This is a genomic window from Rhizobium sp. C104, from assembly GCF_022354505.1.
Taxonomy (GTDB): domain Bacteria; phylum Pseudomonadota; class Alphaproteobacteria; order Rhizobiales; family Rhizobiaceae; genus Rhizobium; species Rhizobium redzepovicii.
In genome coordinates, this window is sequence record NZ_CP092348.1 from 1,122,400 (window position 1) to 1,134,246 (window position 11,847).

Consider the following 11,847-nt stretch of genomic DNA (forward strand, 5'->3'; position numbering starts at 1 on the left):
GACGCCTCATGAAAATCATCAGCAGCATCGAAGAGCTCAATAGGATCTATGGCGCAGGCCTGTCGCAGGCCTCAGTCGACAAGGTGACCAAGCGGCTGACACCGCTCTATCGGGAGATGATCGAGACCTCGCCCTTCGCAGCACTTGCGACCGTCGGGCCGGAAGGGCTCGACTGTTCGCCGCGCGGCGATCTCGGCGGCGTGGTGCGCGTTGCAGATGACGAGACGCTGCATCTGCCGGACTGGCGCGGCAACAACCGCGTCGATTCGCTTTCCAATATCGTGCGTGATCCCAGGCTCGCGCTGATGTTCCTGATCCCTGGCTCGAACACGACGATGCGCATCAACGGCCGCGGCGTCGTCTCGGATGACGAGGCGTTGCTTGCAAGCTTCGAGATGGACGGCAAACATCCGCGCACCGTCATCGTCATCTCGATCGACGAGGTCTATTTCCAGTGCGCGCGCGCCGTGATGCGGGCCGAACTGTGGAATGCCGAACATTTCGCCGATCCTGCAAGGCTGCCCACGCCCGGCCAGATGCTGAAGGCCGCGGTCGGCGATTTCGACCAGGAAACCTACGACCGGGAATGGCCCGGCCGCGCGGCGAAGACGATGTGGTAAAACCGCCGCGGAGTGGAACGGCCGTCAGGTCTTGTAGATCAGCCAGCTCTTGGTGAAATCCTTCTGCATGCCGTCCTGATAGAGGATCGTGCAGTTGCGGCCGGCATTCTTGGCGCCGTAAAGGGCGATGTCGGTCTTGCTGTAGAGTTCGCCGGCATCCTCGGCGCTGGAGGCCATGCAGATGCCGATCGAGACGGTGATCGGCCCGTAGTTGACCCGCGTGCGGGAATTCTTGAACGGGGTCGTTTCCAGCGTGCGGCGGATGCGCTCGGCGATTGCCGTGATTTCCTCGGGCGTATTGCCGTCGATGATGAGGGCGAATTCCTCGCCGCCGGCACGGGCGACGAAGACATCGCGCCGGACGTTGCTGCGGATGACGGAGGCGACGGTGGCAAGGATCTTGTCGCCGACGGGATGGCCGTAGGTGTCGTTGATCTTCTTGAAGTTGTCGATGTCGGCGAGCAGCAGGGCCGTCACGGGCCGCATGCCGGGATTGTTGAAAACGGCGGCGAGGCGCTCGTCGAAGGCGCGGCGGTTGGAAAGGCGCGTCAGCGAATCGGTGTTGGCGATGCGTTTGTATTCGTCCAGTTCCTTGCGGACCTGGTCCATCTCCTGCGAGCGTTGGACGACGTCCTCGACGGTGCGTTCGCCGTGCGCCATGGTGTCGCCGGTCGCCTGGCTCAAAAGTTCGATGGCGTTTTCGATCAGCTCGACGCTGGCATTGCTCTTGGAGGTGATGCGCTTATGGGTCTCGCCGAGCAGCCTGGTATAGCTTTCGAGCGAACTCTGCTCCTGTTTCAGGATCCGCAGCAGGCCGTCGAGTTCGCCTGATATGCGGGTATGGGCGTCATCGACGACGCGGACCGGGCTGCTGGTGAAATATTGCGCGCCAAGCGCGTCAAGTTCGGCCTGCGTCGCCTGGCTGCCGAGCGCGGAAAGCTCGCGGGTGAGCGCCGGATTGGAACCGATATAGGCCTCGTAGAAGAGTTCGTAATTGCGCGGTATCGGCGCAACGCCCATCGAGCGCATGGCATAGGTGATCTGGCCCGCAACATCGGGAACCTGCACCTTGGGCGCGACAGCCGTATTCATCCGGCGAACTCCTCATATATTCAAAGGCAATATTCTATTTGGTAGCTTAAATTTCTTGGGAAAAGATTAAAGCGATATATACCAAATACTACATACGACAATTGCCCCATGGGTCAATACTTCTTGCAGGCCTATGATTCTGCACGGAAAAACGTATCTTTGGCGAGACAGTGCATACTCATTGTGTGAGAACGCTGTCTGAAAAACTTACAGTTATTCTCTGCCGGAGATCGTCTTCGACTTGTCGATATCAGCCCAGGTTCAATTCCTGGAAGAAATCATTGCCCTTATCGTCGATGACGATGAAGGCGGGAAAGTCTTCGACGTCGATCTTCCACACCGCTTCCATGCCGAGTTCGGGATATTCGAAGACTTCGACCTTACGGATGCAGTCCTGGGCGAGGCGGGCGGCAGGGCCGCCGATCGAGCCGAGGTAGAAGCCGCCGTGTTTCTTGCAGGCCTCGCGCACCGCCCGTGACCGGTTGCCCTTGGCGAGCATCACCATCGAGCCGCCGAAGGACTGGAACTGGTCGACGTAACTGTCCATGCGGCCGGCCGTCGTCGGGCCGAAGGAGCCGGAGGCGTAGCCGGCGGGCGTCTTGGCCGGACCGGCGTAGTAGACCGGATGGTTTTTCAGGTAATCGGGCATGCCTTCGCCCTTTTCCAGCCGCTCGCGGATCTTGGCATGCGCCAGGTCGCGGGCGACGATGATCGTGCCTGTCAAGGACAGGCGCGTCTTGACCGGATGTCGCGACAGTTCGGCAAGCACCTCGGCCATCGGCCGGTTGAGATCGATACGCACAGTCGATTCCGACAGCTTCGCCTCATCGATCTCGGGCATGTATTTCGACGGATCGGTTTCGAGCTGCTCGATGAAGATGCCGTCGCGGGTGATTTTGCCCTTGGCCTGGCGGTCAGCGGAACAGGAGACGCCGAGGCCGATCGGCAGCGAAGCGCCATGGCGGGGCAGGCGGATGACACGCACATCATGACAGAAATACTTGCCGCCGAACTGGGCGCCGACGCCCATCTGCTGCGTCAGTCTGTGGATTTCCTTCTCCATCTCGAGATCGCGGAAGGCGTGGCCGCTTTCCGAACCTTCGGTCGGCAGCTCGTCGAGATAGCGGGTCGAGGCGAGCTTGACGGTCTTCAGGTTCATCTCGGCCGAGGTGCCGCCGATGACGATCGCTAGATGATAGGGCGGACAGGCTGCCGTCCCTAATGTCAGGATCTTCTCCTTAAGGAAGTCGATCATCCGGTCATGCGTCAAAAGCGAGGGCGTGCCCTGGTACAGAAAGGTCTTGTTGGCCGAGCCGCCGCCCTTGGCGACGAAGAGGAATTCATAGGCGTCGGTCCCTTCCTCGTAGATGTCGATCTGCGCCGGCAGGTTATTGCGGGTGTTCTTCTCCTCGAACATTTTCACCGGCGCGAGCTGCGAATAACGCAGGTTCTTCTTCTCATAGGCATCCATGACGCCGCGGGCGAGGGCGGCGCCATCGCCGCCTTCGGTCCAGACCCTGCGACCCTTCTTGCCCATGATGATCGCCGTGCCGGTATCCTGGCACATCGGCAACACGCCGCCGGCAGCAATATTGGCATTCTTCAGGAGGTCGTAGGCGACGAAGCGGTCATTGTCGGTCGCCTCGGGGTCGTCGAGGATCGAGGCGAGCTGCTTCAGATGGCCGGGGCGCAGCAGGTGGTTGATGTCGGCAAAGGCCGTTTCGGCGAGCAGGCGGATGCCTTCCGGCTCGACGGTCAGGATGTCTTGGCCCTTGAAGCTATCGACCGACACATGATCGCTACTGATCTTGCGATAGGGCGTGGTGTCCTTGCCGAGCGGGAAGAGATCGTCAGCCATCGAAGTGACCTTTCTGGTGGGCGCGTCGCTAAAATTGGAACCGATCTAAATCCCCTGTCGGGCAAAAGCAATCTGCATGCGGCGGAGTTTGGCGTTGCGGCCATGTCGTGCTGCATTTTGCCGTCGGGATGTCACACGCGGCAGGCGAGTAAAAGAAAGGCGAGATCGACATTTGTCGCGGCCGTTCAGGTTGCCTCCAGATCAAGTCCGGTTCATATTCCCGCAGCGTTAACCTGCCGGGGCTTCCAATGCCAAATGCAAAGCCAACTGCTGTCGACGACCTACTCGTTTTTTTCGAACATGACTGGATCAGGGGCGATCTGCTGCGCCTCGCCAGCGATCCCGAAGGAGCGGAGATGTATGCGCGCTTCGTCAATGGCGTGCGTATCGACGCCAAACATGGGCCTGACCATGAAACGATCATTGAAGGCAAGTACGGAACCTTCAAGGTGAAACCTGACGGTCACTTCACGTACGAGCTGGACTACACTCTCGACGTGGTGAAGAATTTAGGGAAATACGATCAGCTCATCGAGACGCTGAGCTACAAGATGTCCGATGGCTCCGGGGGCACGGACCTCGGCGTGCTGACGCTGGCGATCGACGGCGTCAACGAAGGCGAAAAATACCACGAGGTCCTGGATTTTGACGACATGGGCGTCACGTCGAGGGCGGATAATTTCTTCCTTCCCGACTATCGGGGCTTTGCGCTCTCCGTGAACGACAGTCAGGAGCTGACGCTTCTGAACGGCATCGTCTACGATACCATCCCGGGCGTCGACGCCATCACCGAGGACGGCTTCAGCGATACCGTGCTATCCCCGGGCTCGCTGCCGGTGACCTTGAAAATGGTCGATGGCGGGGAGTTTACCTTTCAGGGCGTCTCGATCGCCGAACTGTCTGCATTGCCCTTTCACCTGACGCTGACCGCCATGAATGATGGCCAGATCGTCTATCAGCAGGAGTTCGAGGTCACCGATCCCAATCTTACGGTCGAGATCGAAGACATTGAAGAAATCCGTTTCGATTTCATGGGCAATTCGGTGGTGATGGACAATTTTTCGCTGTTGGTGTGAGGTTTGCAGGGCTGTGGGTTGCCGCGGCAGGCGGATGCGGGTCTGTCCGCGTTGGTGAAAAATTCAGCAGAACGGCTACCCCAACCTCCCTCATTCCTGTCAGGAGCACAGGAATGAGGGAGGGGGCGGTGGGCGGTACTCCCCAAGGTCCTACTTCGGGCCGATCATCGTTTCCGGGCGGACAATCGCATCGTAATCCTCCGCCGAGACCAGTCCGCTGGCGAGGGCTTCTTCCTTCAGCGTCGTGCCATTCTTATGCGCGGCCTTGGCGATCTTGGCGGCGGCGTCGTAGCCGATCTTCGGGGCGAGCGCGGTTACCAGCATCAGCGAGCGGTCGAGGCCGGCCTTGATGTTGTCCTCGCGCGCCTCGATGCCGACGACGCAATTGTCGGTGAAAGAGACGGCGGCGTCGGCCAGCAGCTGCACCGATTGCAGGAAATTATAGGCCATCATCGGATTGTAGACGTTGAGCTCGAAATGGCCCTGGCTGTCGGCGAAGGTCAGCGCGGCATGATTGCCGAAGATGTGGATGCAGACCTGCGTCAGCGCCTCGCACTGGGTCGGGTTGACCTTGCCGGGCATGATCGAGGAGCCGGGTTCGTTTTCCGGCAGCGCCAGTTCGCCGAGGCCGGCGCGCGGGCCGGAGCCGAGCAGGCGGATGTCGTTGGCGATCTTGAAGAGGGCGGCGGCCGCCGCATTGATGGCGCCATGGGAAAAGACCATGCTGTCATGCGAGGCGAGCGCCTCGAACTTGTTCGGCGCGGTGACGAAGGGCAGGGCCGTTATGGCTGCGATTTCTTCGGCCACCTTCTCGGCGAAACCGAGTGGCGCATTGAGGCCGGTGCCGACGGCGGTGCCGCCCTGGGCGAGTTCGCAAAGGCCGGGCAGGGTCATTTCGATGCGCTTGATGGCCGAGCCGACCTGGGCGGCATAACCCGAGAATTCCTGGCCGAGCGTCAGCGGTGTGGCATCCTGGGTGTGGGTACGGCCGATCTTGATGATGTGGCTGAATTCGGTGACCTTCATGTCGAGGGCGGCATGCAGGTGCTTCAGGGACGGCAGCAGGTGATGAGCGATCCGTTCGGCGCAGGCGATGTGCATCGCCGTCGGGTAGGTGTCGTTCGACGACTGGCTCATATTGACGTGATCGTTCGGATGCACCGGCTTCTTGGAACCCATGACGCCGCCAAGCATTTCTATGGCACGATTGGAGATCACCTCATTGGCATTCATGTTGGACTGCGTGCCCGAACCGGTCTGCCAGACGACAAGCGGAAAATGCTCGTCGAGCTTGCCGTCGATCACTTCCTGGGCGGCGTCGACGATTGCCTTGCCAAGCGCAGGGTCGAGCTGGCCGAGCGACATGTTGGCGCGGGCGGCGGCCTGCTTGACGATGCCGAGCGCACGCACGATCGACAGCGGCTGCTTTTCCCAGCCGATCTTGAAATTGCCGAGCGAACGCTCGGCCTGGGCGCCCCAATATCGGTCGGCGGCGACGTCGATCGGGCCAAAAGTATCGGTTTCGGTGCGGGTTGCGGTCATCGGCCTTGCCTTCCCTTTACATGCTGTTTTCGGTCATCTGAGAAAGATGAGGTCTTATAGGTGGGAACGTCCGACAAGAAAACCGGACCCCATGCGAAATATTGAAATCCAAAGTCATGTTTGGATGGGTTGTGGTGCGTGCTTTTTCGGCCACTTTGAAAATTTTATGCGTCCGGGCGATTTCGTCCCACTGGCCCGGATGCGAAAATTCGGTAAAAAATTAACTAATAATTTCATAATTTTGTGTGAACTTCGGCGCGGCGCCGCGCAGGATCTCCGTCACACAGAATTGAGTCCGCCGGCGCTGGCGGCGCAGGCCGGTTTCTGATCAATGAGCCGGACGCTGAGTTTCGCGGGATTTGAGCTGAGAACAGCATGACACCGGGACTGGAAGATATATGACGTTCGTTTTGAAAAGCGCGGCATCCGCATTGGCAATTTCCTGCGGCGTGGCGGTTATGAGTGCCGCACCCGCGCATGCTTATACTTTGATGGACATGCTGCGCGGCGACAGGCAGCGGACCCAAAGCACCATCTTCATGGATCAGGCGCCCGGCCGTCCGGTGCCGCGCGGCGCCGACGGCGGGTCGCTCGGCGGGCTCGATCCGGAAGCGCCGCTGCCGAAGGTGAGCGGCCCGCGTTACTACACCTATAAGACAGAGACGCTGCAGTTCGTCGACACCAGCAGGTTTGCCGATCCCGTCGTCACCGGCGCGGTCGCCGATGTTTCGGCAAGCGGCGATGCCAGCGCCGAACCCGCAGTCCAGCGCCGCTTCCTGGCGCAGGCCGAGGTGCGCGCCAATGCGGACGTTGCGAAGGTGCTCGAAGCCTATTACGGCGACAGCCGCAATCCGCTTGTCTGGGTCGATGGCAACCAGATCAACGACCGCGCGAAGTCGGCGATGGCGACACTTGCCGATGCGGCTTCCGTCGGTCTCGATCCTGCCGATTATACGGTCCAGACACCGGCGATTGACCCGGCCAATCCCGATCCCGCCTTCCGCGACCGGGCACTGACGCAGTTTGAGCTCGAACTCTCGGCCAAGGTGCTGGCTTTCGTGCAGGACACCGTGCGTGGCCGCATCGATCCGAACAAGATCTCCGGCTATCATGACTTTCAGCGCAAGGCGGTCAATCTGACGTCGGTGCTGAAGCTTGCCCGCATGAGCCCCGATGTCGGCGCCTACATCGCCAGCCGTTCGCCCGATAGTGCTCAATTTGAGGCGCTGAAGGCGGAGCTTGCCAAGCTTCGCGCCGCCGACGGCGGCAATGAGGAGCGAATCGTCGTTTCGCTCGACAAGCTGCTGAAGCCTGGCGACAGCTCGCCCGAGATTGCCAATATCGTCAAGGCGATCGGCAAGCATGGGTCCGAAACGCTGAAGACCGATCACGCGGCAACGCTTGCCGCTTACGCAGGCAGCACCGACTATTCGCCCGATATCGTCTCGCTGGTCGAGGCCTTCCAGCAAGAGCGCGGACTGAAGGCCGATGGCGTCATCGGCCAGGCGACCGTGCGGGCCATGACCGGTGGCGATACCAATGCCTCGAAGATCGACAAGCTCGTCGTCGCCATGGAGCAGGCGCGCTGGCTGCCGGAGGATCTTGGTTCCCGCTACGTGATGATCAACCAGCCGGCCTTCATGGTCTATTACCACAATGACGGCAAGGAACAGCTGTCAATGCGCGTCGTTGTCGGCGGCAAGAACAATCAAACCTATTTCTTCGACGACGAGATCGAGACGGTGGAGTTCAACCCGTTCTGGGGCGTGCCGCAGTCGATCATCATCAACGAGATGTTGCCGAAGCTGCGTTCGGATCCGAACTATCTCGACCAGCTCGGCTATGAAGTCGAGGTGAACGGCCATGCCGTCGCCTCGTCGAGCGTCGATTGGTACGGCTCGACCAATAATGTCTCGGTGCGCCAGCCGCCGAGCAGCGACAATGCGCTCGGCGAACTGAAGATCCTGTTCCCGAACAGCCACGCGATCTACATGCACGACACGCCGTCGAAAAACTTCTTCAAGCGCGATATGCGGGCTTTGAGCCACGGCTGCGTGCGCCTTGCCAATCCGCGTGCTATGGCAGCTGCCGTGCTCGGCACGACGGTCGACGACGTCGCCAAGCAGATCGCCACCGGGCAGAACCATGCCGTGAAGGTGCCGCAGAAGATCCCGGTCTACGTTTCCTATTTCACCGCCTGGCCGAACAAGGACGGCGTGGTGGAATATTTCGACGATGTCTATGGCCGCGACGGCTATGTCGACAAGGCCTTCGACGCGACGACAAAGGCGCGTGGCGCGCAGATTTGACGCAGGGTCTAGCGGGTTATGGAATGGGCGGTCTTCGGGCCGCCCGTTTTGTTTTGGGAGTGAGGAGTAGGGGAGTGCTGCGCTTGGCAGACTGGCGCCCAAAACTCGCCCCTCATTCCTGTGCTCGTCACAGGAATCCAGCAGCCGCGTGTCTACGTGGCGGGGAATTGCAGCCCCGTCGACAAATGGTGCCATTGCAGAAGCAATGTCGTCTTCAAGTGATGGATGCTGGTCTCAATTTAAGGGTCTTTTCGGCTTGCGGACGCAAGCCGGCTGGATTCCTGTGACAAGCACAGGAATGAGGGACGGAGAGGACAAATGAGCGGACTCCTCAGACCGCGACCTTCACCGCATACTCCCGCAGCAGCCGCTCCACCAGTTCCGGCGTCAGCTCATCGTAATGGGTGATGATCATATCGGGATCCAGGTTGGAAACCGGCACGTCCGAATATCCAAAAGGCACGGCGATCGACGGTACGGCAGCGTTCTTCGCCACGGCGATGTCGTTGATGCTGTCGCCGATCATCACGGTGCGGGTGATGTCGCCGCCGGCGCGGTCGATGGTGCCGGTGAGGTGGCGGGCGTCGGGCTTGCGCACGGGGAAGCTGTCGCCGCCGGTGATGGCATCGAAATAGCTGACGAGGTCGAGTTTTTCGAGCAGGCCGAGCGCCAGGCTTTCCATCTTGTTGGTGCAGACGGCGAGGCGGTAACCGGCAAATTTAAGCCGGTCCATCGCGGCGACGAGGCCGGGATAGGGTTCGGTGCAGCCGGGCATGTTGCCGGCGTAATGGGCGACGAAGCGCTCGACCAGGGGCGGCAGGGCGTCGCTTTCGAGCGGATGGCCGCGCAGCCGGCAGGCGCGTTCGATCATTACGCGCGCGCCGTGGCCGACGAGATGGGTGAGGTCGTCATAGCTGACCGGGTCGAGGCCAAGGGCTGAGATCGTATGATTGAGGCTCTCGACAAGATCCGTATGGGTATCGAGAAGGGTACCGTCGAGATCGAAGACGATGAGTGCCGGGCGGGCGTGGGAAAGGGTCAAGGCTTGTCTCTTTGCGCAATGGGTCGTTCTGGAGAAAAGTCGTCCTGAGGCACGACAGGTTTCCCCTGGGAACGACAGGTCGGCTCCGGAACGATGGATCATCCCAGAGGTAGGCGATCGCGCGGCGGAAAGCAACGTTAGGATGCCGGCCGGGAAGGCCGCAGGCATTTGTTTCGGCTTTTCATTTTCCGTGATGATTTTGACTTTCGTTTGCCAGGCGAGCCGTGTAAACAGCACATCCAACGCAATAATTCGGAGTTGGCGGCGCATGGATGCCCGCGAAATGAAGATAAAGGCCGCCGCAGCCGCACTCGCCCATGTCGAAGACGGAATGCGCCTCGGCATCGGCACGGGCAGCACAGCGGAAGAATTCGTTCGCCTGTTGGCGGAGAAAGTCGCAAGCGGCTTCAAGGTCGAAGGCGTTCCGACGTCAGAAAGAACGGCGCGGCTGTGCGTCGAGCTCGGCGTGCCGCTGAAGTCGCTCGATGAACTGCCGGCACTCGACCTGACGATCGACGGCGCCGACGAGGTCGATCCGTCGCTCAGATTGATCAAGGGCGGCGGCGGCGCGTTGCTGCGCGAAAAGATCGTCGCGGCCGCTTCCGAGCGGATGATCGTCATTGCCGACGAGAGCAAGCTTGTGGAAACGCTCGGCGCCTACGCGCTGCCGATTGAGGTCAATCCGTTCGGGCTCGTCTCGACACGGATCGCGATCGAGAAGGTCGCGGCCCGGCTCGGCCTTTCCGGCGACCTCAGTCTGCGCCAATCCGGTGACGGAGAGTTTACCACGGATGGCGGCCATCACATTATCGATGCATCTTTTGGCCGCATTCCTGATGCAGAGGCGCTTTCGAGCGAGCTGAATTCCATACCCGGCGTCGTCGAACACGGGCTCTTTATCAATATGGCGGCACTTGCAATCATTGCCGGTCCTGCGGGTGCGCGCACGCTGCAGGCAAACAGATAACAGGAGCGTACACACATGATGAACATTGCAGGTCTTGGCCGTTTTGCCGCTGCGACCATCGTTCTTTCCGGGCTTGCCTTCGGCTCTGCCGTCAAGGCGCAGGAGGTCTCCGAGGAGCAACTGAAGGCCTCTCGCGCGGCGATCGACGCCATCGGCGCCACCGCCCAGTTCGACAACATTTTGCCCGGTCTTGCCGAGCGCCTGAAGGCCGGCCTGATCCAGGATTCGCCGAACTACCAGGACATCATTTCGTCGACGGTCGACGCGCAGGCGCTGGCGCTGGCGCCGCGCCGCGGCGATCTGGAGAAGGAGGCGGCGCTCACCTATGCCAAGACCTTCACCGCCGACGAACTGAAGGCGATCGCCGACTTCTATAATTCCGACGTCGGCAAGAAGCTGCTGCGCGACGGCCCGGTTGCCTCGCGCGAGACGGCGAAGGCTGCCGACATCTGGGCGCAGGGCATTTCTCGCGACCTGGAAAAGCAGAGCAATGCCGAACTCTCCAAGGTCATCAAGGCACCGCCGCCGGCAACCGACAGCCCGGTGGCTCCGGCACCCGCTCCGGCCCCGGCTGCCCAGAAGTAAAGGCTGCCTCCGCAGATTTGCAAAAGCCCGGCATCGTCCGGGCTTTTTTGCTATGATGGATGCGGCAATACTGATGAGGCTTTGGCGAGGCAACATGTCTGCTCATTACGAGGGCTTGCAGGTGCGAGTATCAGGTAGGGTCCAAGGGGTCGGATTCCGCATGTGGGCGCGCGATGAGGCGTTGCGGCTCGGGCTCACAGGCTGGGTGCGCAATGAAGCGGACGGATCGGTCACCGCTTTGATCGCAGGATCCGATACCGCCATCTCGACAATGATCGATCGTTTCGGCCGCGGGCCTGCGGGAGCATCGGTTTCCGGCGTCGAGTCGGAAGCGACCCAGCTTGCGGAAATGCCGACGGATTTCCGCATCACCGCTTGAAAGCGGCAAACCGCCAGGAGATGGCGCTCTGTGAGCGCCGGACCCTCAGCCCCAATCCTTCGAGCTCTTGGCCAATTGCCATACGCCCGTTTCATCCGGCTCAACGCGCTTGTTGCCGCGATAGAAGATCGGCAGTCCTGTTTTCTTGTCCATCGCAAAGCGGCTCGGCGCGTATTTTTCGTTCTCGTGGCCTTGGATGGCGAGGCCGAGCGCTTCCTTGAATTTGCCAGCCTTGCAGAGGTTGGCGAAGAGAGTTTGATCCATCTTTTGCTCCGGCTTCTTTTTTACAGCGTGGATTTGCCTGCCAGCCTCAGGCGGTCGGGTCAACCGTTTGCCGGGAAAATTCGGGCGAGAGGAACGGGATGATGCAGGAGCGG

The 11,847-nt window shown here is 60.6% G+C and carries 12 protein-coding genes; 7 read left to right on the forward strand and 5 right to left on the reverse strand.

What is annotated here, in order from left to right; translation table 11 throughout:
* Positions 1–8 precede the first annotated feature (8 nt).
* Positions 9–620, forward strand: a complete 612-nt coding sequence (locus tag MF410_RS06740; protein WP_097628539.1) for a pyridoxamine 5'-phosphate oxidase family protein — start codon at positions 9–11, stop codon at positions 618–620.
* Between the two features lie 24 nt (positions 621–644).
* Here the strand turns inward: MF410_RS06740 and MF410_RS06745 are convergent, their stop codons facing one another.
* Positions 645–1,712, reverse strand: a complete 1,068-nt coding sequence (locus tag MF410_RS06745; protein ID WP_097628540.1) for a GGDEF domain-containing protein — start codon at positions 1,710–1,712, stop codon at positions 645–647.
* A gap of 250 nt (positions 1,713–1,962) precedes the next feature.
* A complete protein-coding gene (locus MF410_RS06750; protein WP_131711019.1) occupies positions 1,963–3,570 on the reverse strand; it encodes a fumarate hydratase in 1,608 nt (535 codons plus the stop codon).
* A 248-nt stretch (positions 3,571–3,818) separates the two neighbouring features.
* Here MF410_RS06750 and MF410_RS06755 point away from each other — a divergent pair, with 248 nt between their 5' ends.
* Positions 3,819–4,646 carry a VCBS domain-containing protein gene (locus MF410_RS06755; protein ID WP_097628542.1) on the forward strand — a complete coding sequence of 276 codons (828 nt, stop codon included), beginning with the start codon at positions 3,819–3,821 and terminating at the stop codon, positions 4,644–4,646.
* A 150-nt stretch (positions 4,647–4,796) separates the two neighbouring features.
* Here MF410_RS06755 and fumC read toward each other — a convergent pair whose 3' ends face one another.
* Positions 4,797–6,188: a class II fumarate hydratase gene (gene fumC, locus MF410_RS06760; protein WP_097628543.1), complete on the reverse strand. Its 1,392-nt coding sequence runs from the start codon at positions 6,186–6,188 to the stop codon at positions 4,797–4,799.
* 91 nt (positions 6,189–6,279) lie between these two features.
* Between fumC and MF410_RS06765 the strand changes: the two genes are divergently transcribed.
* Complete coding sequence (locus MF410_RS06765; RefSeq protein WP_143541935.1) at positions 6,280–6,516, forward strand: hypothetical protein; 237 nt, start codon at positions 6,280–6,282, stop codon at positions 6,514–6,516.
* Between the two features lie 70 nt (positions 6,517–6,586).
* On the forward strand, positions 6,587–8,497 hold the full coding sequence (locus MF410_RS06770; protein WP_239620283.1) for a murein L,D-transpeptidase: 1,911 nt from the start codon (positions 6,587–6,589) through the stop codon (positions 8,495–8,497).
* A 331-nt stretch (positions 8,498–8,828) separates the two neighbouring features.
* Here the strand turns inward: MF410_RS06770 and MF410_RS06775 are convergent, their stop codons facing one another.
* Positions 8,829–9,539 (reverse strand): HAD family hydrolase, encoded by a 711-nt coding sequence (locus tag MF410_RS06775; RefSeq protein WP_097628545.1) that lies wholly within the window; start codon positions 9,537–9,539, stop codon positions 8,829–8,831.
* Between the two features lie 268 nt (positions 9,540–9,807).
* On the opposite strand from MF410_RS06775, the gene rpiA reads away from it, so the two are divergent.
* The 3 genes from rpiA to MF410_RS06790 all read left to right on the forward strand — a co-directional run bounded on the left by rpiA (position 9,808) and on the right by MF410_RS06790 (position 11,470).
* A complete protein-coding gene (rpiA, locus tag MF410_RS06780; protein WP_097628546.1) occupies positions 9,808–10,506 on the forward strand; it encodes a ribose-5-phosphate isomerase RpiA in 699 nt (232 codons plus the stop codon).
* A gap of 15 nt (positions 10,507–10,521) precedes the next feature.
* A complete protein-coding gene (locus tag MF410_RS06785) occupies positions 10,522–11,091 on the forward strand; it encodes a DUF2059 domain-containing protein (protein ID WP_003579679.1) in 570 nt (189 codons plus the stop codon).
* Between the two features lie 94 nt (positions 11,092–11,185).
* Positions 11,186–11,470 (forward strand): acylphosphatase, encoded by a 285-nt coding sequence (locus tag MF410_RS06790; protein WP_097628651.1) that lies wholly within the window; start codon positions 11,186–11,188, stop codon positions 11,468–11,470.
* Between the two features lie 45 nt (positions 11,471–11,515).
* Here the strand turns inward: MF410_RS06790 and MF410_RS06795 are convergent, their stop codons facing one another.
* Positions 11,516–11,734: a hypothetical protein gene (locus tag MF410_RS06795; RefSeq protein ID WP_003569075.1), complete on the reverse strand. Its 219-nt coding sequence runs from the start codon at positions 11,732–11,734 to the stop codon at positions 11,516–11,518.
* Positions 11,735–11,847: the final 113 nt, after the last annotated feature.